We start from the raw sequence: 20676 nt of genomic DNA on the forward strand, positions 1-20676 counted from the left end.
TTTAAATTAAGCGCTTATAAAGTTTGCGAATTTTAATATTCCACCCTATGCTATTTGGGTTAACTCATTTTTATATTTTCAGGGTGCATCGTGCTCAGACAGTTCTTTAAACAGATCTGGTTTGTGATGCTTATGGTATTCGCCGTAAGCTGGAGCGGCATGTCGATTGCTTCAGCAAAAACGATGCATCTGGAAACGTCAACCAAGCAGATGGGTTCCCATTGTAAGGAAATGGAAAAAATAGAGAAGTTACATCGCCAGCATCAAGCTATGCATGATTCTGCTCATGATATGAGTCAGGACATGGATTGCCACTCCGATTTAAATGAACACAAAGATGACTGTCTGGATTGTATTTATAGCTCTTGCCATAACCTGAGTAGCTGGATCGATGTGGAAATCTCGAAGTTAACTCTTCCTGAGATTCATGCCTTAGAAACCACTTTTATCTCTAATTATCAAGCCAAGCACCTTGCCGGGTATTGGCAGGAAATTCTGCGCCCACCTAAAACTTAATCCTCGTTATTTATATTTTAATAAATCAAGGATTAAGTTATGTCGATTAAAATTAGTCAAAGCCTGTTATTGGGCTTAAGTTTAGTGATCTCGTCTTCATTATTGGCTGCTGTAAAAGAATATCAGCTGGTTATTGATGAAGGTCCAGTCAATATCACCGGTAAAACCGTACAACGTATTACAGTGAATGGAAAATTTCCTGCACCTTTACTGGAGTTTGAGGAAGGTGATGAAGCTGTTATTCGCGTCAAAAACAAGCTAAAGAATAAAGAAAGCTCTCTGCATTGGCATGGTTTATTGCTACCCGGCCTGATGGATGGTGTCCCCGGTTTTAACGGGTTTCAGGGCATTGCACCTAATCAGGAATTTGTCTATCGCTTTAAAATTCGTCAGAGTGGAACCTACTGGTATCATGCCCATTCCAAGGGGCAGGAACAGGACGGCCTTTACGGCGCCTTTGTAATCTATCCCAAAAACCAGGCGGAAGTTCCTGCACATGAGCAGACCGAGCGTGATTATGTGGTCATGCTTTCAGAATTTCATGAGCAGTCCGGCCAGCAGATCATGAATAATTTAAAAAAATCTGCCGAGTATTATCAAAATCAGCGTGAAACTCTGAGCGATGTTTTTCAGCAAATCAAACGGGAAGGGCTTAAAGCCACCTGGAATGATCGCAAAATGTGGAACCAGATGCGCATGCTGAAAACCGATCTGTCTGATGTAACCGGCTATACCTTTTTGGTGAATGGAAAAACGCCTGAACAGAACTGGATAGGACAGTTTAAACCGAATGAAAAAGTGCGACTGCGTTTTATCAATGCCTCTGCCATGTCATTTTTTGATGTGCGTATTCCACAGTTAAAAATGACAGTCGTCAGTGCAGACGGGCAGCCTGTCAAACCTGTAGCGGTCGATGAATTCCGCATTGGTGCCGCAGAAACCTATGATGTAATTGTAGAGCCCACTGCGGAACATTATCAGATTGAAGCTGAATCGATTGACCGTTCCGGTTTTGCGATTGGCAGCTTACAGAATGAATTAAAGCCAGCTCATCATGCCATACACAAACCTATATCCCGTCCTCGTGCCTTATTGACCATGGAAGATATGGGACATGGCAATATGCAGGGTGAAGCACACGAGCAGATGAATCATCAGAATCATGCTAGCCATGACATAAATGTTAAAAAAGATACTGAACATTCGATGATGGGACATAAGCAGCATGCATCAGCCAAAATTATCGAACAAGGAGAGGACAATCATACCGAGCATTCAGATACTTCATCCGCTATAGATCATGTGAATCACTCAAATATGACCGGGGATATGCAACATGAAAAAGATGCCAAAACTTTTACGCAGCAACCAGTTTACGGCTGGGCCAATGCCTCTACACCGGTAGGGCATAAAGCTTTGCAATATAGCGACCTCAAATCTTTAACTCCGCAAAAAGATATTCGCGACGCAGAAAGCGAATTGGTGATTCGTTTAGGCGGCACCATGGAACGGTATATCTGGACCATGAACGGCAAGAAATTTAATGAAGCAGAGCCGCTCAAAGTGAAATTTGGGGAACGGATCAGGCTGAAATTTATCAATGACAGTATGATGGCACATCCGATGCATTTACATGGCATGTTCATGCAGCTCGAAAATGGCCAGTCTGCAATAGATATGCCGAATAAACATACAGTGATTGTCCCACCTGGAAAAACCGTTACGACTTTGCTGACTGCAGATGAACTAGGTGAATGGGCGATTCATTGTCATCTGTTGTATCACATGACTGCCGGCATGATGAATAAACTGATTGTAGCAAATGTTCAGGAAAATGGCGTTTCGACTCAGAATACTGTGCGGGAAGAGCATTCCCATCATCACATGACAAAACCAGTAGAAAAACAAGGAGATGCTCATGCACACCATTAATCTTTGTCTGAAGCCTGTTTTGGCTAGTGTATTGGCGTTGGGAAATATGACTGTTTTTGCCGAAGATATATCTCAACAGCATGCTGATCATTCGATGCATCATCAACAATCACTTCAATCGTCAGAGCATCATTTAACTTCAGTAGCACCGGAAATTACTGAAAATTTAATTCCAGATTCAGCTTCAACCTATTCCAGCGAACATGATCATCGCAAGGAACATGGAGGGCAAATTTATACGCGGGTCAAACTGGACAATAAATGGATCAAAAACTCAGAAGGTGAGGGAGGCTTACAGTCTGAGAATGAGCTTCGGATTGGCACGGATGAAAATAAACTGTTCATTAAACTCAAAGCTGACAAGCAGGAATCCAGAGCAACAGAATATGCAGTCCAAGCTCTGTATAGCCGGAATATTTCAGATTTCTGGGATGCTCAGGCGGGTCTTCGCTACCGTCAGGAAAATTTGGGTCAGCCTAATGCTGGGCAAAATATTGAACATGTAGATGCAATATTTGGATTCCATGGGTTGGCGCCGTATTTCTTTGAAACCAATGCACATCTGTATCTTGGTCAAGATGATTTTATCGGACTTGAGCTAGAAACAGAACGTGATCTGCTACTCACACAAAAACTGATTTTGCAGCCTTATGTTGAAGTTGACCTCATTTTGAAGGATAAAGCAGCCAATGCCAAAAAGACTGGAATAAGTCATGCGGCATTCGGTCTGGAAACCCGTTATGAGATCAATAAAAAGATCATGCCTTACCTTGATATTGCTTATGAATATTCCAAGGGCAATGAGAAAACCTCATGGCAGGACGCATCTGATTCTGAACAGGGCGGACGTTATGGAATCGGTTTAAGAATGATGTTCTAAACAGATATCTATATAAGCTAATATTTATGAGGCGGGAAAATCATTTTCTCGCCTCATATACTCAGCTATATTTTATTCTTAAGGCCTTTATAAACTTTTAAATTTTTCTTTGTTTTAAATTATTCATCTTCAGAATAAATATAAATACGATTGGACTTATAACAACCCAAAGTGCCATAAAGCTAATACTACTACTGAATTGAGTTCGTAAAAGGGACAATACCAATAGTAAAAGACTGCCTGAGATCAATTTAACGATGACCGGATAACTCACCAGAAAAGAATATCGAGACTGTCTGGTTTTTAAAATCTGTTTTTCACTCACTGCATAAAAACCAAAACAGGCCATCCAGATCAGTCCTACTATTGCCATCCATATCATGAAGAAGACTCCTGCTGTGCAGTTTTAAGCTTGGCCTGAATTTTATGAACAGCTTTTTGCTGGATAGGTGTAATTTTCTGATGTAGGAAGTAAGCGAGAAGTGCCAAGATCCAGAGCATCAGATCGATACGCAAAAACAGCCAATAGTTCGCAAAAGAATCCAGATAATGCTGGGACCACAAATAATACAGGTCGATGAGTGGAAGCATAAAAGCGGCACAGATGAGAATTTTAAGCTGCGTTTTCCATAAATGCTGTTGTGGCGTTAAACAGGCCAAGATAAAACTACTCAGCCAAATACTAAAGAAGATATAGATTTCATAATTTGTGGTGCCCACAGGAATGTGAATCAAACGGTTTGCATAAAGATAAGCCAGCATGGCAATAGGTAAACCAATTATAATGGTGATATTCAGACGATTCACCAGATAATATCCAAAGTGAAAACGATCCGATTTTTTCTGCATCTGTCGTTTCAGGCTCCAGAGCAATAATCCGGAAGCGATCATGGCACAGCCTAATATGCCTGAGAAAAATAGGGCGAAACGTAAAACAGGTTCGGCAAAACGTGCCATATGCAAACCATATACTCCAGCATTCAGGGTAGCAATTGCACTGTCATTACGGGTGTTTTCAAGCAATTTGCCTGTCGTCGCATTGAATACGAGTTGTGCCTGATTGCGGGTAATAGAATGATCTTTCAATTCGGTTAAGGTAATCTTTGCCAGCTGGGTATTCGGCTGCTTCACGGTAATATTGTCAAATTCTGATTTTCCCCAGTGCTGCTGCGCCGTAGTGATAAAATGTTGAATCGGTAACATCTCCGTTTTAATGGGCACAGCAGAGGGAGCAAGCACATTTTTGGTTCGGATTTCTTCAAAATATTGAAATGGATTTTCTGGATATAGCTGCTTCATGCCAGAAGGCAAAACAATATAAAAGAAAATAGCCAGTCCAGTAAAAGTCATAGTTAAAAAGAACGGTAGCGCAATGACGGAACTGACATTATGAAAATCCAGATAGGAACGTTGTCCTTTAAAAGCTCTCAGAGTAAAGAAGTCGGTCAGAATTTTTTTATGGGTAATGATTCCGGAAATCAGGGTCATCAACATGATGAATGCAGCAATGGTGACAATCAGACGGCCAATGGTATAAGGTACGCCATATAGCTGAAAATGAAAGTTATAGAAAAAATCTCCGCCCTGTGTAGCCGAAAGCGTTAATTCCTTACCTGTCATAGCATCCAAGGTTTTAAGTTGATAAGCACCCTCTGCAGTTTGCCAATAAATTTTATTAACCGGTAAATCATGATTTGCTACCCCGATATACCAGTTCTGTGCATCAGGTGCATGTTGCTGTAAATAGCTATAAGCAGTTTTTAAAGCTGTTTCCTGGTTCACCTGCATCATGACAAATTGTGGCTGCATCCACATTGTAATTTCATGGCGATAATAGGTAACCGCACCTGTTAAAAAGATCGCGAAGAGGAGCCAGCCAAAACTTAAACCTAGCCATGAATGTAGCCATGCCATAGATTGACGGACAGATTTATGCATGGTTTAACCTATGAAGCGGGAAATGACAAATAAAACAATGAGAGGAATCAGGCTATAGACTGAAAGTGTTTTAAGACTTTGGATACAGAAGATTCCAATCACAAAACAGACATAAAAAATGAGGGCAATAAAGGCAGCCAGATAAACCGATTCAGCTTTGGGTAAACTCGCCTGTAAAAAATAGGCCAGATCGAGAGCAATCAGATAACTACATAAATAACCAATACCAAAGCTCATGCCTAATCGATACAGGATAGCAAGTGGCTGAAGGGTAGAAATCATGGAAAGGCCTTTATATGAATCTGTATAAATAAATATTGAGGCAACTTAATGCACGAAGCTTAAGGTCGTGACCAGGTACTGTTTCTTATACACTTGCTGATTCAATTTTCCTGTCTTGTCTACTTCTTGACTCACCTCTAGTACATATTGACCCTTCCATGGCGTAGCAATATTAATTTGGCCATGCTTGTTGGTCGTATAGTTTTTAAGCCAGTGCTGTGGGGAATAGACAGTCACTTTGACATCCGCAGCGGGTTTACCCTGATACATGACTGTAAAAGTATTACTGTTCGGTTGAACCGGTACGATATCCAGCTCTGAGTCTGCTTTCAGGTTTTGTCTGCCGGATTTCGCGTGATAGCTGAGTAAGGATTCCCCATAGATCAGTTCATGATAGAGCTCTACATCTGCTTGATCTTTTGTAGAGTAGACCAGATGATCCTGGTGTAGTTGGGGACTAAATTGTTTTTTAGTCTGAATCGCTTTTGCTTGGCTGAATGACTTTAAGGCACCTTCTTGAGTCTCTTTGAGCTGTTCACTATATTCACCAAAGAATGCATGTGTTTTTGCATCTGAAGCACGTTCTAGCCAAAGCATATGGGCCTGAGCAGAAAGGGTCAGTGACAGTCCAATTGTCAAAGTAATGATTTTTTTCATGAATTCTACCTGATTATTGTTTACATATAAGAAAATGAGCTCCGAATATTCTTTCAAAGCTCAAGCGAAAAATTAATATTTGAATTTTACGGCCACACTGTAATTTGCCGGTGCACCATAGAAGCCTTGCTGATTCGGGAAATTAAATAAGTATTTTTCATTGGTCAGATTATTCCCGTTGGCCTGCAAAGTAATGTGATCATTGAGTTCATAACTGGCCATCAGATTCACAAGCGCATATGCATCCTGTTTGATAATGCCTGCTTGTTGGGTAACAACACCCTCTGTAGCAGCTTCAGGAACTTCTAGATAAGTTTTATCCTGCCATTGCACACCAAGGCCCAGTTTCAGTTTTGGAATCTGTGGCACCTGATAGGTGGTCAGAAGATTAAAAGACTGATTAGGATTAAAGGTACGGGCATCACCACCGTTGATCAGATCTTTAAGACTAAACTGAGTATAGCCAAAGCTTAGATTTAAATGATCCGTTAACTGACCAGCCAAACCAAATTCATAACCTTGTGAACGTAGATCACTCACCTGGGTTTTACGTAAAGTCGGGATACCGTCAGAATCTCGCAACGGATAATTGCTTTGTTCTGTTCTGAATACGGCCATGCTGGCGGTGAGCTTATCATCTAGCCAGGAACTTTTAATCCCGGCTTCATAACTTTCACCTTCAACCGGTTTATTAACACTGCCATCCAGAGCTTTAGTTGTTTGTGGACGGAAAATTGAGGTATAGCTTAGATAACCTGTATATTCAGGACTAAATTCATAAGTCAGGCCTGCATAAGGTAATAGCTTATTCTCATCATAAATCGTGTCTGTTCCATAACTGCTGCCTGTACTTTCAGCCTGAACATAGTTGGCACCTAAAAGCAGTTTCAGATCGTCAGTCATATGTAAACGGGTGGCGGCATATAGGCTTTGGTTTTTTTGCCGGATGTGCATTTCACCACTGGTTTTTGACATATCCCAAACTGGTTCGGGCGGCGTAAAACTGGATAGATCTGTGGTAAGTGGGTTGGTAAAGCTGCCAGCATAACCTAACTCATTCAGATTGTTTTCAGCCCAGATATAGCCAAAAGATGCCTCATGTTGTTGTCCCCAAAGTGGATAGGTGCCACTAAAACTCAGACTGGCCTGCTGTTCCTTGTTGTCATCAATATACATACCTGGATATAAGAAAATACCTGAAGTACCGTCAGCACCAGGTTTACCGGACAGGAATAAAAGTTTTGAATCCCGTTCAGTCCGTTTTTCCTCATAACTCAGTTTAGCTTTCCAATCAGCGCCAAGTTGTTGTTCGATCTCGGCAAAATAGTTTTTAATATTACTGTCCCAGTAGGCCCAGTCCGGACTGTAATTATAATTTCTTGAATAGCTTAACTGTTCACCTTCAGTATTGATTAAAGGATTGGAACCCCAATTGACACCATTGGGATTATGATTCGTTTCAGTATAACCAGCAGTTATTAAGGTCGAATCAGTCAGGTCAGCCTCAACCACGGCACCAATGCCATTTTTTTCGAGTTCATAGTGATCCAGATAACTATCACCTGTCTGCTGATAGCCAAATACTCGGCCTCTGATTTTTCCATCCTGTGTCAGGGGAGAGGAAACATCTGCTTCATAACGTTGGGTATTCCATGAACCATAACTGGTATTAAACGCGGCCTGAAGTTCCTGAGTAGGGCGTTTTCTAATCATATTAATGGTAGCGCCCGGATCGCCAATACCATTATTTAAGGCATTTGCACCTTTAACGATCTCTATACGGTCAAATAAAAAGCTGTCTGGATTGTCATTATTGTAGTTATAGCCTTCAAGCGGAATCCCAACGCCGTCTACCAATACGTTTGAGATTTCAAAACCACGTGATAGATAGGAAGTTCGTTCGGTCTCCTGGTTACTTACAGTGATCCCCGGTGAGTTGCGGAGTACATCACGGGTATTATCCAGTGCAAAGTCATCTAATTGTTGACGCGTCACTACATTCACTGTTTGTGGCGTTTCCTTAAGAGGAATATTTAGTTTAGAAGCTGTTGCAGAATTTTGAATAATATAGCTTTTAGTCTGTTCAGAGCTTTCTGTTGTTTGTGCTGCATCAGTGACTATCGTGATGGTAGGAAGTTGCTGACTATTTTCTGCAAAACTTTGCTGTGTCATCAATATGGCAAAACTGAGCAAAGATAGCTTGAAAGTTGGATGATTGGTATAAAACATTTTAATGAATGTAAATGATAATAATTATCGCTAATGTTATTGATTAGATATTTTTAAATCAATCTAAATACAATAGGAAATTTAAATTAAAAATTACTCATTGATAGAGGAATACTTTGCAGTTAAAGCAGATTAAAAGAAGAAGGGGTTAAGATTTTGCTTAAAATAAAAACGATTTATTTTAGTAAAATAATATGTAAATTATTGACTTCATATTAATTTTTAAATTTATAAAGTATATTCGCTAAATTTTTTTCATGTAGAGAATGAGATTAATACTCAAATATAAAAAGAAAAATGAAATAAAAAAAAGCCATCACATTGATGGCTTTTTATAAATGATATTGATCAATAAGTTTTATAAGGCAAGAACTTGCCAGACAATACGACATTGACACGGTCGCCATTCGGATTTTCTTCGCGTTGAATATCCATACTAAAATCAATCGCGCTCATAATACCGTCACCAAATTCTTCATGAATCAGTTCTTTAATGGTAGAACCATATACATTCACCACTTCATACCAACGATAAATTAAAGGATCGGTCGGTACGCTGGTTGGCAGGGAACCTTTATATGGCACGATCTGTAGCCATGCAACGGCTTCATCACTTAAGCCAAAAATCTGACCAATCTTTTCTGCTTGCTCTTTATTAAACGCCATCTGACCTAAACATGCAGCGGTTACCCATTCTTTAGAAAGACCAATCTCTTTGGCAACATCTGACCACTTAATTGACTTTAAAACTTTCGCTGAAATGATCATATCAGTTACTTGTTGACGATGGGTAATCATAATCCTCTCCATATTATTCTCAAATGAATGTATGCAGAACGGATAATGCAGATATCATGCCAACAGCATTCTAGAGTTCATGCTAAATAGAAAATGAATATTTAAGCGATTGTTAATTATTTGTGGCATAGCTTTTGCTTCTATTTCGATATACATGGCAACGACGCCATTCACCATTACCTGTTCTAATATTCAAGGCAACGGCGCCTAAGGTCTTCAATGATCTTAGGCGTCTTTTTTTCGAAAAACAGGTCCGTATATTGAAAAAGAGGACGACAACATGGCATATCTTGCTCCTGCGGAGTTTGCAAAAAAAGTAGTAGATGCGGGTGAATCCAAGCTTCATATGGCAACCCGTGATGTTTTGATTCGTGCCTTTATGGCAGGTGCGATTTTGGCCTTGGCAGCCGTATTTGCAATTACGATTGCAGTGCAAACTGGTGTGCCGCTGATTGGCGCATTACTGTTTCCTGTCGGCTTCTGCATGTTGTATTTATTGGGCTATGACTTGCTAACCGGGGTATTTGTATTAACACCGCTGGCATGGCTGGATAAACGTCCTGGCGTAACCTGGGCACGCATTTTAAAAAACTGGGGACTGGTATTTTTAGGTAACTTTACTGGGTGTTTAGTCGTTGCAGTACTGATGGCTGCTGTTTATACCATGGGCTTTGCGACTGATCCGAATCCAGTCGGTGAAAAGATTTCTCATATTGGTGAAGACCGTACCTTAGGTTATGCGGCTTATGGTTTCTCAGGTTGGATAACTATTTTTATTCGCGGCATGCTGTGTAACTGGATGGTGTCTTTAGGGGTGATTGGTGCGATGATGTCAACTACAGTGAGTGGCAAGTTCATCGCAATGTGGATGCCAGTGATGCTGTTCTTTGCCATGGGCTTTGAACATTCAGTGGTAAACATGTTCCTGTTCCCATTTGCCATGATGATGGGTGGTGACTTCTCGATTGCAGATTATTTCCTGTGGAATGAATTACCGGTTGCTTTAGGTAATCTGGTCGGTGGTTTAGCCTTAACAGGTCTGGCACTTTACACCACACATGTACGTACTGGCGCGAAAAAAGAATTCTAATAATGAATCATTTTTAAAGGGATCAATATGATCCCTTTTTTGAGTTTTCAATATGAAAAAAACATTAAAAGTCGCTATTGGACAATATTCTACGGCTGGTATTAAAGATCAGAATCAGGATTTTTATGGCATCTTTTTACCAGAAGGTCATGTACTGAAGCAAAAAGGTATAGCTTGTGCGATTGCCGACGGGATCGGCAGTAGCAATGTCAGTCACATTGCCGCAGAAACAGCCGTCAGCAGTTTTCTCTCAGATTATTATTCGACTTCGGATGCCTGGAGCACCCAGACTTCAGCAGCACGGGTGATTCGCGCCACAAATTCATGGTTATATGCACAAACTCAACAAAGTCAGGGACGTTTCGATAAAGACCGGGGCTATGTCTGTACCTTATCCGCACTTATTTTAAAGCAGCATCAGGCGCATATTTTTCACGTCGGTGATAGTCGTATCTATCGAATCCGAGATGGTGAAATTGAATTATTAACCCATGATCATCGCGTCTGTCTGTCTTCGACAGAACATTATCTCAGTCGTGCCTTAGGGGTGGATTATCGTATTGAAATTGATTATCAAAGCCTTGAACTAAAAGAAAAAGATGTCTTTCTACTCATGACTGATGGGGTTTATGAGTTTGTTACAGACCAACAATTATTAGATTTCACCTTAGCAGCAGATCACTTAAATCAGCTTGCCAAATTCCTGGTTGAACAGGCTTTAAAACAGGGCAGTGATGATAATTTAAGTCTTCAAGTGCTCCGTATTGAGCAGTTGCTTGAACCAGATCAGTTTTATATGCACCAGGATTATGTCTTTCCACCCCAGCTCAGCAAAGGTGAAGCATTTGAAGGCTATGCCATTGACAAAATCCTGCACCAAAATCACCGCAGTTGCCTGTATTTGGCACACGATCATGATCGGCAACCGCTAGTGATTAAAACTCTGGCAGTAGATTTGCAGCAAGATGAACAGGCTGTTGAACAGTTTCAACTTGAGGACTGGGTGTCAAAGCGTCTTAAGCACGAAAATCTGCTGCAATGTTATCCGCATCAATCAGAGAAAAAATATTTATTCCAGAGTTATGAATATTTGCAGGGAGAAACCTTAGATCGCTGGCTGCATCAACAGAAAAAGCCTTTGCAGATGGAAGATATTCTCCCTATTTTGCAGCAAACAGCATTGGCCTTAAATGCAATGCACCGACTGGAAATGTTGCATCAAGATGTACGTCCTGAAAATATTATGGTCTTAAACGTTGATAATACACTTAAAGTCAAACTGATTGATTATGGTTCAACTGCTGTACGAGGTTTAGTCGAAATTAATCCTAAACATGTGAATCGGCCACTTGGTACCTTGGCATTTATGGCGCCTGAATATTTCATTGAACATTCACCATCGATTCAGTCCGATCAATTTTCTTTGGCAGCCATGGCTTATTATTTACTGACTAAACAGCTTCCTTATGGTACAGATTTAGCTCGATGTAAGTCATTGAAACAGATGAAAAAAGTTCAATATCATTCCATTCAAAAATATCGGCCGGATTTACCACTCTGGTTAGACCAGATTCTAAAAAAGGCACTGAATATCGAGCCGATGCATCGTTATGAGGCATTGACTGAATTGATCCATGATCTGGAACACCCATCCAAGGAATTATTAAAATCCAAAGCTCCTACCATGATTGAACGTGATCCTTTACGTTTCTGGCAAATCAGTTGTGCTGTATTAGGACTTTTACTTTTATTAAGTATTGCATGGCCATTTATTTAAGAAGATTGGAGTGAATATAAGTAAAAAATTAGACCGTGTTCTATGCTTTGGGCAGCTTGCGTCACTAGTATATTTACGGCAATCAATCCACAACCAGAAACTACAAGAACTATATCATTACGATTTCAACCACCTTTTAAAATGGGAGAGATAAAAACAAAAAGCAAGGAAATACCATGGCGGCTCAATTTCTCCTATCAGCCTTAAGTACCGTAATCATATTGGCATTTACCGGCTGTACAGTTTCATCCAAAACACCCGTAACAGATAGTTATGGCGCTCAGCCGTCTTTACCTGAACCAAAATCAAGACCGTTTCCGGTCGTCAACATTGCCCCTGCAAAAGGTTGGCCTGAAGGCGTCATGCCGACGCCGGCATCGGGTTTAAAAGTGCAAGCATTTGCACAAGGCCTTCAACACCCGCGCTGGTTATATGTATTGCCGAATGGAGATGTACTGGTGGCTGAAACCGATGCTCCGCCTAAGCCCGAAGATAGTAAAGGCATTAAAGGCAAAATCATGAAAATGGTGATGAGAAGAGCAGGATCATCCTATCCGAGCGCCAACCGTATTAGCCTGTTGCGTGACAGCGATCAAGACGGCATTGCTGATCAGAAAACAGTATTTCTGCAAAATTTAAACTCGCCGTTTGGAATGACCTTAGTGGGTAATATGCTTTATGTCGCAAATACAGATGCTTTAGTGCGATTCTCTTATCAGCCAGGTATGACCCAGATCAAAGAAAAAGGCACTAAAGTATTGGACTTACCCGCTGGCCTCTTAAATCATCACTGGACAAAAAATGTTATTGCCAATCCTGCAGGGACAAAGCTCTACATTACGGTAGGCTCCAATAGTAATGTGGCTGAAAATGGCATAGCTCAGGAAGAAGGACGCGCCCTGATCATGGAATTGGATCTTTCTACAGGTAAAACCCGGCCGTTTGCTACAGGCTTGCGTAATCCCAATGGCATGGACTGGCAGCCTCAGAGTGAAGCATTATGGACTGTAGTGAATGAGCGCGATGAACTGGGCAATGATCTGGTTCCTGATTATATGACCTCAGTAAAAGATGGCGCTTTTTATGGCTGGCCTTATAGTTATTATGGCCAGCATGTGGATACCCGGGTAAAACCGCAAAAGCCTGAACTGGTCGCGAAAGCAATTAAGCCAGATTATGCATTGGGGAATCATACTGCATCACTGAGTCTGACATTTTATAAGGCTAATTTAATATCCCAATATCGTGATGGTGCACTCATTGGCCAGCATGGTTCCTGGAATAGGAAACCTCATAGTGGTTATAAAGTTATTTTTGTGCCATTTCAAAATGGTCAGCCTTCTGGTCAGCCTCAAGAGGTTCTGACCGGATTTTTAAGCAAAAATGGAGATGCATTTGGTCGGCCTGTGGGTGTAGCTACAGATGCTCAAGGCGCAATATTAGTTGCTGATGATGTAGGGAACGTGATTTGGCGAGTATCACCGAATCAATAAATAAGTAGATGCTAATAAAATAAAAGCCTTATAGTCTCTCCCAAAACTATAAGGCTTAGCGGCTGTAGTCTCTACTTTTATCACTTACCATCCCAGTAAGTTCGCTGTCTTTCGACTTTATTATCATTGTAATGCGATTATTATCAGCTTTCCTTGCTGACTCTTTATGTGAAACATAATGTCAAAAATTGAGGAAACAGGATATAGAGTATTTGCTCCAATCGATGTAAGCTTAAACTTACAAAAAAAATAATATATTTATACAAAAGTTAACATTATGTGAACTTTCCTATATTTTACAAAGGGCTTTATGACTAAAATAATTTAATTGTAGTAGATAAATAATGTTAAAAAATCATCTTTAAGGTTTTAAACAGCATTAAAATTAAAAGATATGATTTAAGAATCATCTTTTGCTTCAGGTTTGGCAGACAGGGTTCCATGTTATAGAAGATACTTATGAACACTTTAACTAAGGTAATTTATGGATCTGATTTCTCTGCCATATATGTGGTTGGGGATCTGCATGGTTGTTATAGCTTGCTCATGCAAGAATTAGAGAAAGTTCATTTTAATTTTGAGAAAGATCTACTGATTTGTACCGGAGATCTGGTCGATCGAGGTAATGAAAACCTGGAATGTGTTTCATTGGTTAGTCAACCCTGGTTTTATTGCGTTCGCGGTAATCATGAGGAAATGTGTATTAAGGGCCGTGACGATGCATGGATTCAGGATATGCATGCCCAGAATGGCGGTGAGTGGTTCTATCTTTTATCTACCGAAAAACAGGATGAACTCAGTGAAATTTTTTCTGCACTTCCTTTGGCCATTGAACTAAACCTAAAACATAAAAAGATTGGCATTTTACACGCAGATATTGCGCTTAATGACTGGAATGTATTTAAAAAGAAAATTGCAAAAGGTGAAAATAGAATTCCAGGCTTAACTTCAGCATATACCAATGCTCTTTGGGGTAGAGGGAGAATTCGCAATCATTCTTATCGCTATGGAACCGTTAAAAATATCGATGAGATCTATCTGGGTCATACGATTGTAAAAAACCATACTCAAATTGATAATTGCCACTATATCGATGTCGGTTCTGCTTATACGCAGAAGTTGTGTGTTGTTAAAATAAATGATGCAAACTAGGTGCTACAGCAAGAGCCAATTGAAAGACACATCAATAATTTTTACCTTTAAAATTAAATTGATAGCTCATTTTTATAAAAGGCGATCTATATTTATTTTTGAATGAGAAACTGTATTTCGTTCTATTTAATTTTGAGTAAGTATTCATACAATTAATTCAGCTATAGTGAATTTCTCTCATGTTTTACTGAATTTATATCGTTTTACTCATCTCTAGATTCACGTTTAAATGAAGTTATACAGAAATTTGGCTTTATTTAAAAATTTAGGATAGTGAATCTCCATGGATAATCAATTTACATGCTCAATCAAGCGCATCCGTTTCGATGAAAATTATCAACCCGCAGACAACACACGTTTAACAACCAACTTTGCCAATCTGGCACGTGGTGAAAGTCGACAGGAAAATCTGCGCAGAACTCTAGCCATGATAAATCATCGTTTTAATTCATTAGCGACAAGTGATAATCCTAAAGGCGACCGTTATTCCCTTGAAATTGACATTATCTCTGCGGAACTTGATGTTGAAGGCCATGGTCAAACTTTCCCTTTTATCGAGATGCTGAAAAGTACCGTCATTGATCATCAAACCAATGAACGCATTGAAGGCATGACTGGCAACAGCTTTTCATCTTATGTACGTGATTATGACTTTAGCGTTGTATTGCCAACTTTCAGTGATAAAGCTGATGCAAAGCTTGACGACTTTGGTGATTTGCACGGCAAACTTTATCAGCATTTAATTCATTCAGATGTGTTTAAAGCCGAGTTTAAGAAACAGCCGGTGATTTGCCTGAGTGTATCTACCACGAAAACCTATTACCGTACTGCACATGTGCATCCTGTACTCGGTGTGGAATATAAAAATGATGATTATTCACGTACAGATGCATACTTCAGAAAGATGGGCTTAAGCGTTCGCTATTTCAAACCTGAACATGGTAATGCACCGTTGGCATTCTATTTTGCCGGTGACTTATTGCGTGATTACACGGACTTCGAACTTATCAGTGCGATCAGTACCATGGAAAGTTTCCAGAAGATTTATCGTCCTGAAATTTACAACACCAATTCGCCTGCAGGTTTGATCTATCAACCAAGCCTGAATTATCAGGATTATTCGTTGACACAAATCGTTTACGACCGTGTGGAGCGTAGTCAATTAGCAGTTAAGCAGGGCAAATGGACAGAAGAAAATTTTATTAAGCCGTATAAAGACATTCTTGAAAAGTGGGCCGCAAATTTTACTGTAGATAATGCTCATCAAGAGCATACTGCCTGAATGAAGAAATAAATTAACGAATATAGAGATAGAAGATTAGACATGAGCATTTTACTCCCAACATCTACAGCTGGCAGCTTGCCGAAACCGTCTTGGCTTGCCGAACCTGAGCAACTTTGGTCACCCTGGAAACTGGAAGGCGAGCAGCTCCTTGAAGCCAAGCGAGATGCTTTGAGCTTGTCCCTACATGAGCAACTACAGGCAGGCATTGATATCGTCAGTGATGGCGAACAAACCCGTCAGCACTTCGTGACCACCTTTATTGAACATCTGGAAGGTGTGGATTTCGAAAAGCGTGAGACGGTGCGTATTCGAAATCGCTATGATGCGAGTGTGCCATCCGTCGTGGGTGCTGTCGCTCGCAAGAAACCTGTATTTGTAGATGATGCCAAGTTCTTGCGTAGTCAAACTAAGCAGCCAATCAAATGGGCGTTGCCGGGTCCAATGACCATGATCGATACGCTTTATGATGCTCATTATAAGAGCCGTGAAAAACTGGCTTGGGAATTTGCAAAAATCCTGAATCAGGAAGCACTTGAACTCGAAGCAGCAGGTGTAGATATCATCCAGTTTGATGAGCCTGCATTTAATGTATTTTTTGATGAAGTAAATGACTGGGGCATTGCCACATTAGAACGAGCGCTTGAAGGTCTGAAATGTGAAACAGCAGTACACATCTGCTATGGTTACGGTATCAAAGCCAATACGGACTGGAAAAAGACTCTAGGTTCAGAGTGGCGCCAATACGAAGCAATTTTTCCGAAACTGCAAAAGTCCAAGATTGACATTGTTTCACTTGAATGCCAAAACTCTCATGTACCAATGGATCTGATTGAATTGATTCGTGGCAAAAAAGTCATGGTCGGCGCCATAGATGTCGCAACCAATCAAATTGAAACACCAGAACAGGTTGCAGATACTTTACGAAAGGCGCTTCAGTTCGTGGATGCTGACAAGCTGTATCCTTCAACCAACTGTGGTATGGCACCTTTATCGCGTCAAGTCGCACAAGGCAAACTGAATGCTTTAAGTGCTGGCGCAGCTATTGTTCGTCAAGAACTGACAGCCTGAGTATTCATTTGTCTTAAGAGCTGTATAAGGAATACATGTACTTTTACCGCTCTTCATCAAAGCGATAGTCAATTAGGGATTTAAGAGATGATTGAAGCGACTGACTTTAGAAATGCCATGTCCTTACTCACCACAGCAGTGAATGTCATTACAACCTCGGGTGAGACAGGAATGCATGGTTTTACGGCATCTGCAGTATGCAGCGTGACTGATACACCACCGACATTGCTGGTCTGTATGAATCAGTCATCTCGCTCACATGCGCATTTTATCGAGAACAAAATTTTGTCGGTGAATGTCTTGGGTCCACAGCACGAACAGATTTCTAATGCATTCGCATCCAGCAAATTCAGTTCTGAACGAAGATTTCAATTAGGTTCTTGGACAATACTAAAAACAGGCTCACCTGTACTAGGCGATGCATTAGTGAGTTTTGACTGTGAAATCGAGAATATCCAGCAAGTAGGGACACATAGTATCTTTATGTGTCGAGTGGTTGCGATTCAACGGAGCGAACAAGATCAGAGCCTGGTGTATTTTAATCGTACTTACCATTCGGTTGGACAGTTAGAATTTGCTTGAATGAAAATGAGAAAAATGACAATAAGATAATGTGGATTTTCTCATTTTTAAGATTTGTATCGAATTTAACAAATCAAAAGCAATCGATATTCACCCTCATTTTCAACCGGAGCCCGATGTACACAAGGTAGGGCTCTTTGGGCTGGATGATCGACTGCCAATCGCCAAAGATGTCCCTGACCTAAATTTACAGGTTTTGCATTAGGCTTAGGTTGATAATGCAGATCAAAGAAATACTCTTCCAGAAAATCTTCAAATCCGGCTTCTGGGCCATCATATAATTCTTTCAGCTTTGCCCTGATTTCTGGAATCAGAATCTTTTGTTCCACCTGATCATTAGGCAAGATATCGCTTGCAGCGCCATGATAGGTACATAAGAAAGTATCTGTTTCAATCGGTGAGCGATCGACATGAAATGAATAGACATCTGTAGTAATAAAATCAAGCTCATCATCCCGTTCATAGCATTTGAGCAGATTGAGTGAAGGGGAAGCGCCGTAGTCAGTCAGTAGCTGTATATCTTCTAAGATAATCTTTCTTGCCAGATGACCGCTTTCTGACAGCTGGAGTTTCATAAGATCATCAATTGAAACTTCAGTCATATTTTCCTGTAAATGAAGCTTATTCACGATCTCGGCAAAATCACCCGCTAAATTTCTAGACCAGCAAATCGCATTCATCGCACCCTTAAAATCCGAATTAACGAGTTCTGAAAAGTTTGAGACTACACGAATTTGTTTATTGCCTGAAAATTGATTATGCATGCTTAAGTGAAATGACTTATGAACTATGCCTAATATTACCCTTAGATTCCTCAAAATAACTTTATGAGCTCATAAAAAAAGAGATTTTAAAACCTAAAATCTCTTTCCTTTCACAGTATCTTAATTTTCAGCTTGTGCTTTGGCTGCAATATTACTTTTATAGATAAAAAATAGTGCAACAGCTAATAGGGCAATTGCTGCTAGTCTGGATCCATCTAAATGAATCACCGGATTATTCAACCATCCAAAATGATCGATGAGCAGACTCATTAATAACTGGCCACTAATGACGGCGACAGTGGTGGCAGCAGCGCCCAGTCTAGGCATAGCAAATACAATCGTAAGCATATAGGCCACGCCAAAAAATGCACCTGTTAATTGCCATCTTGGTGCGGTGAATAAATTCAATGCATGGTTGGGTTCAAGAAAGAAAGCGATTAGAAAACTGACTAGAGCACCTAAGACAAATGTCAGCCAAGAACTTTCTAATACACCTACTTTAGCACCCAAACGACCATTAATTGAAGATTGAGCACATAAAACTGCTCCGCCAAAAATAACGACTAATAACATTATATAAATCATGGAGAAGCTTCCTTATTGAATAAGCCATAATGCAGCTAAAATAGCTACCAGCGCGCCAATACGATATTTGTCTACAGCCCGTTTATGGCTACCTAACAAACCCCAGTGATCAATAATAAGACTGGTTGCAACCTGGCCAAACAGGATGCCCACCATGGTCAGGCCAACGCCAATATGAGGTGTCGCTACAGTTAAAGCCACTACATATATAGGGCCTAATATACCGCCAGTCAGTTGCCACCGTGGCTGCTTGAACATAAGAGAAAGCTTTGGACGGTTGAAGATCAACCCCAAGGTTAAGAGCAGTGATCCGATCGCGAAAATTCCCAAGGTCGCCCAGAAATGCCCAATTTCTTCCCCGAGTGGACCCAGTAAACCCGCTTCAACAGATAACCCCATACCTGCAAGAACGACTAATGGGAAAATCCACAACTGTTTCATATATGCTTTCCAAAGGAAGAAAGCAACGAATTATATTCTCTTATTTAAAAGCTACAATTCCGCAATTTTTCAAAACATAATTGCTATTATGACAATAATAAAATGATTGAATTAAATTCAGGGATAGATCAAGTATGCAACTCAATGCATTACGCTATTTTGTGATGGTGGCAACGACAGGCAGTTTTTCAGCTACGGCAAAGCATTTTCAGGTTTCATCTTCCTCAGTATCTCGTTTTATTTCCAAACTTGAACAGGAAATTGGGCAACAACTTTTTTATCGTAATACACGCTCTGTTCGGCTAACTGACATAGGAGAAAAGTACTTTGTGCAAATTAAGGAAGTGCTTGATACGCTAGATCTGGCCAATGAAGAAATTTCTGGTAAAAATGCGATCAGAGGGTTAATTCGTATCAATACAGCGGTTGCGCTGGGAAGGCTACATATATCGCATATAGTGAATAAATTGCATGATAGCTTTCCAGATCTTTCAGTCGAGCTGATCTTGACGGATACTTTTATTGACCCTGTACAAGAAGGTGTAGACATTGCCATACGGATTGGCTCATTACAAGATTCAGCATTAATCGCACGCAAGATCTGTGATCAACAATATGTGCTGTGTGCGAGTCCTGCATATCTTGAAAAATATGGAACTCCACATTCCCCACACGAGATTCAGAATCATCAATGTTTGGTGTATAAGGGCGTTTCAGGCAGCCAACGTTGGTATTTCCGTCAGCAAGAGCATGACACTCCGGTTTTAATTGAGCCACAAGGGCCTTTAAGAAGTAATAATGCAGAAGTCTTGGTAGATGCGGCATTGGAAGGACGGGGGATTGTATTATTTCCAACCTGGATTTTTACGGAAGACTATTTTAAAACCCATAAACTGGTTCAACTTCTTCCTGACTGGATCAGTACAGTAGAGCCTTATTCTATAGGGATTCATCTGGTTTCTCCCGAAAACAGAATTCGTTCACAAAAAGTCAGAACTGTGCTTGATTTCATTTTAAAAGAAATTGGAGATCCGCCTTACTGGGATAATATTCTTAAATTATAAAATTTTTATGATCTAATTAGAGAAAGCTTAATTGATTTCTTAGTTATCTTTTTTCGATCAAGAAGGGTTCTAAAGCAGAGCTAAGATGAAAAGCATAAAATGGATGAATTTATACGTTTTTAGATTTCTGATTTTAGATTTTA

19 protein-coding genes are annotated in these 20676 nt (G+C 40.2%); 11 read left to right on the forward strand and 8 right to left on the reverse strand.

Annotation, left to right across the window (positions count from 1 at the left end):
* Positions 1–90 precede the first annotated feature (90 nt).
* The 3 genes from FTU72_RS11315 to FTU72_RS11325 are packed head-to-tail and all read left to right on the forward strand — an operon-like array spanning position 91 to position 3328.
* Positions 91–516, forward strand: a complete 426-nt coding sequence (locus tag FTU72_RS11315) for a hypothetical protein (RefSeq protein WP_179993033.1) — start codon at positions 91–93, stop codon at positions 514–516.
* A gap of 39 nt (positions 517–555) precedes the next feature.
* Positions 556–2448: a copper resistance system multicopper oxidase gene (locus FTU72_RS11320; RefSeq protein ID WP_179993032.1), complete on the forward strand. Its 1893-nt coding sequence runs from the start codon at positions 556–558 to the stop codon at positions 2446–2448.
* Positions 2435–3328, forward strand: a complete 894-nt coding sequence (locus FTU72_RS11325; protein WP_179993031.1) for a copper resistance protein B — start codon at positions 2435–2437, stop codon at positions 3326–3328. The genes FTU72_RS11320 and FTU72_RS11325 overlap by 14 nt, the downstream gene beginning before the upstream one ends.
* A gap of 378 nt (positions 3329–3706) precedes the next feature.
* Here FTU72_RS11325 and FTU72_RS11330 read toward each other — a convergent pair whose 3' ends face one another.
* The 5 genes from FTU72_RS11330 to cynS form a co-directional block, all read right to left on the reverse strand.
* Complete coding sequence (locus tag FTU72_RS11330; RefSeq protein ID WP_179993030.1) at positions 3707–5266, reverse strand: PepSY domain-containing protein; 1560 nt, start codon at positions 5264–5266, stop codon at positions 3707–3709.
* 3 nt (positions 5267–5269) lie between these two features.
* Complete coding sequence (locus FTU72_RS11335; RefSeq protein WP_166138842.1) at positions 5270–5548, reverse strand: hypothetical protein; 279 nt, start codon at positions 5546–5548, stop codon at positions 5270–5272.
* Between the two features lie 45 nt (positions 5549–5593).
* Positions 5594–6205: a DUF4198 domain-containing protein gene (locus FTU72_RS11340; protein ID WP_159123563.1), complete on the reverse strand. Its 612-nt coding sequence runs from the start codon at positions 6203–6205 to the stop codon at positions 5594–5596.
* Between the two features lie 72 nt (positions 6206–6277).
* Positions 6278–8434 carry a TonB-dependent siderophore receptor gene (locus tag FTU72_RS11345; RefSeq protein WP_180012220.1) on the reverse strand — a complete coding sequence of 719 codons (2157 nt, stop codon included), beginning with the start codon at positions 8432–8434 and terminating at the stop codon, positions 6278–6280.
* A 348-nt stretch (positions 8435–8782) separates the two neighbouring features.
* Positions 8783–9232 (reverse strand): cyanase, encoded by a 450-nt coding sequence (gene cynS, locus FTU72_RS11350; RefSeq protein WP_004785763.1) that lies wholly within the window; start codon positions 9230–9232, stop codon positions 8783–8785.
* Between the two features lie 280 nt (positions 9233–9512).
* Here cynS and FTU72_RS11355 point away from each other — a divergent pair, with 280 nt between their 5' ends.
* From FTU72_RS11355 to FTU72_RS11385, 7 genes are all read left to right on the forward strand, one after another.
* A complete protein-coding gene (locus tag FTU72_RS11355; protein WP_125278664.1) occupies positions 9513–10322 on the forward strand; it encodes a formate/nitrite transporter family protein in 810 nt (269 codons plus the stop codon).
* Between the two features lie 52 nt (positions 10323–10374).
* A complete protein-coding gene (locus FTU72_RS11360) occupies positions 10375–12099 on the forward strand; it encodes a bifunctional protein-serine/threonine kinase/phosphatase (RefSeq protein ID WP_180012218.1) in 1725 nt (574 codons plus the stop codon).
* A gap of 176 nt (positions 12100–12275) precedes the next feature.
* Entirely contained in the window at positions 12276–13592 is a 1317-nt protein-coding gene (locus FTU72_RS11365) for a sorbosone dehydrogenase family protein (protein WP_179993027.1), read from the forward strand.
* A gap of 459 nt (positions 13593–14051) precedes the next feature.
* Positions 14052–14744 (forward strand): metallophosphoesterase, encoded by a 693-nt coding sequence (locus FTU72_RS11370; RefSeq protein ID WP_159123558.1) that lies wholly within the window; start codon positions 14052–14054, stop codon positions 14742–14744.
* A gap of 283 nt (positions 14745–15027) precedes the next feature.
* A complete protein-coding gene (locus FTU72_RS11375; protein ID WP_179993026.1) occupies positions 15028–16026 on the forward strand; it encodes a putative oxygenase MesX in 999 nt (332 codons plus the stop codon).
* Between the two features lie 42 nt (positions 16027–16068).
* Positions 16069–17097, forward strand: a complete 1029-nt coding sequence (locus tag FTU72_RS11380; protein WP_180001986.1) for a methionine synthase — start codon at positions 16069–16071, stop codon at positions 17095–17097.
* Between the two features lie 87 nt (positions 17098–17184).
* Positions 17185–17679 (forward strand): flavin reductase, encoded by a 495-nt coding sequence (locus FTU72_RS11385; protein ID WP_180012214.1) that lies wholly within the window; start codon positions 17185–17187, stop codon positions 17677–17679.
* A 65-nt stretch (positions 17680–17744) separates the two neighbouring features.
* Here FTU72_RS11385 and FTU72_RS11390 read toward each other — a convergent pair whose 3' ends face one another.
* The 3 genes from FTU72_RS11390 to FTU72_RS11400 form a co-directional block, all read right to left on the reverse strand.
* On the reverse strand, positions 17745–18443 hold the full coding sequence (locus tag FTU72_RS11390; protein ID WP_180012212.1) for a DUF1826 domain-containing protein: 699 nt from the start codon (positions 18441–18443) through the stop codon (positions 17745–17747).
* A gap of 120 nt (positions 18444–18563) precedes the next feature.
* Positions 18564–19028 (reverse strand): DMT family transporter, encoded by a 465-nt coding sequence (locus tag FTU72_RS11395; protein WP_034170895.1) that lies wholly within the window; start codon positions 19026–19028, stop codon positions 18564–18566.
* A gap of 12 nt (positions 19029–19040) precedes the next feature.
* Positions 19041–19469: a DMT family transporter gene (locus FTU72_RS11400; RefSeq protein ID WP_180012210.1), complete on the reverse strand. Its 429-nt coding sequence runs from the start codon at positions 19467–19469 to the stop codon at positions 19041–19043.
* A 134-nt stretch (positions 19470–19603) separates the two neighbouring features.
* Here FTU72_RS11400 and FTU72_RS11405 point away from each other — a divergent pair, with 134 nt between their 5' ends.
* Positions 19604–20533 (forward strand): LysR family transcriptional regulator, encoded by a 930-nt coding sequence (locus tag FTU72_RS11405; RefSeq protein WP_179993022.1) that lies wholly within the window; start codon positions 19604–19606, stop codon positions 20531–20533.
* The last annotated feature ends 143 nt before the right edge of the window (positions 20534–20676 follow it).

Origin of the sequence: Acinetobacter sp. YH12137, from assembly GCF_013418535.1 — a bacterium.
Taxonomy (GTDB): domain Bacteria; phylum Pseudomonadota; class Gammaproteobacteria; order Pseudomonadales; family Moraxellaceae; genus Acinetobacter.

Excerpts from the sequence above, each read along its gene's own strand:
- FTU72_RS11320 (WP_179993032.1), top strand. The coding sequence starts at position 556 with ATGTCGATTAAAATTAGTCAAAGCCTGTTATTGGGCTTAAGTTTAGTG.
- FTU72_RS11325 (WP_179993031.1), top strand. The coding sequence starts at position 2,435 with ATGCACACCATTAATCTTTGTCTGAAGCCTGTTTTGGCTAGTGTATTG.
- FTU72_RS11330 (WP_179993030.1), bottom strand. The coding sequence starts at position 5,266 with ATGCATAAATCTGTCCGTCAATCTATGGCATGGCTACATTCATGGCTA.
- FTU72_RS11335 (WP_166138842.1), bottom strand. The coding sequence starts at position 5,548 with ATGATTTCTACCCTTCAGCCACTTGCTATCCTGTATCGATTAGGCATG.
- FTU72_RS11340 (WP_159123563.1), bottom strand. The coding sequence starts at position 6,205 with ATGAAAAAAATCATTACTTTGACAATTGGACTGTCACTGACCCTTTCT.
- FTU72_RS11345 (WP_180012220.1), bottom strand. The coding sequence starts at position 8,434 with ATGTTTTATACCAATCATCCAACTTTCAAGCTATCTTTGCTCAGTTTT.
- cynS (WP_004785763.1), bottom strand. The coding sequence starts at position 9,232 with ATGATTACCCATCGTCAACAAGTAACTGATATGATCATTTCAGCGAAA.
- FTU72_RS11355 (WP_125278664.1), top strand. The coding sequence starts at position 9,513 with ATGGCATATCTTGCTCCTGCGGAGTTTGCAAAAAAAGTAGTAGATGCG.
- FTU72_RS11360 (WP_180012218.1), top strand. The coding sequence starts at position 10,375 with ATGAAAAAAACATTAAAAGTCGCTATTGGACAATATTCTACGGCTGGT.
- FTU72_RS11365 (WP_179993027.1), top strand. The coding sequence starts at position 12,276 with ATGGCGGCTCAATTTCTCCTATCAGCCTTAAGTACCGTAATCATATTG.
- FTU72_RS11370 (WP_159123558.1), top strand. The coding sequence starts at position 14,052 with ATGAACACTTTAACTAAGGTAATTTATGGATCTGATTTCTCTGCCATA.
- FTU72_RS11375 (WP_179993026.1), top strand. The coding sequence starts at position 15,028 with ATGGATAATCAATTTACATGCTCAATCAAGCGCATCCGTTTCGATGAA.
- FTU72_RS11380 (WP_180001986.1), top strand. The coding sequence starts at position 16,069 with ATGAGCATTTTACTCCCAACATCTACAGCTGGCAGCTTGCCGAAACCG.
- FTU72_RS11385 (WP_180012214.1), top strand. The coding sequence starts at position 17,185 with ATGATTGAAGCGACTGACTTTAGAAATGCCATGTCCTTACTCACCACA.
- FTU72_RS11390 (WP_180012212.1), bottom strand. The coding sequence starts at position 18,443 with ATGCATAATCAATTTTCAGGCAATAAACAAATTCGTGTAGTCTCAAAC.
- FTU72_RS11395 (WP_034170895.1), bottom strand. The coding sequence starts at position 19,028 with ATGATTTATATAATGTTATTAGTCGTTATTTTTGGCGGAGCAGTTTTA.
- FTU72_RS11400 (WP_180012210.1), bottom strand. The coding sequence starts at position 19,469 with ATGAAACAGTTGTGGATTTTCCCATTAGTCGTTCTTGCAGGTATGGGG.
- FTU72_RS11405 (WP_179993022.1), top strand. The coding sequence starts at position 19,604 with ATGCAACTCAATGCATTACGCTATTTTGTGATGGTGGCAACGACAGGC.